Here is a 315-nt window from a genome sequence, read left to right on the forward strand (position 1 = left end):
GGTATTACTGGTTCCCGAAGATCACCGGCTACATGTACAACGAGTTCATCGGCAAGCTGCACTTCTGGGTGATGTTCGTGGGCGTGAACCTGATCTTCTTCCCGCAGCACTTCCTCGGTCTTGCCGGCATGCCGCGCCGCTACATCGATTATCCCGATGCCTATGCCGGCTGGAACCTGGTATCTTCCTATGGTTCCTATATCTCGGCCGTTGCCGTGTTGATCTTCCTGTTCGGCGTATGGGAAGCCTTCGCCAAGAAGCGGATCGCCGGCAACAATCCCTGGGGTGAAGGTGCGACGACGCTCGAATGGCAGC

1 protein-coding gene is annotated in these 315 nt (G+C 57.1%); it reads left to right on the forward strand.

Features of this window, described 5'->3' with window-relative positions:
- The coding region (locus tag SB816_RS30645) for a cbb3-type cytochrome c oxidase subunit I (protein WP_410548070.1) at positions 1-315 on the forward strand (315 nt) is incomplete at both ends.

Origin of the sequence: Achromobacter sp. SIMBA_011, assembly GCF_046535435.1 — a bacterium.
Taxonomy (GTDB): domain Bacteria; phylum Pseudomonadota; class Gammaproteobacteria; order Burkholderiales; family Burkholderiaceae_B; genus Achromobacter; species Achromobacter dolens.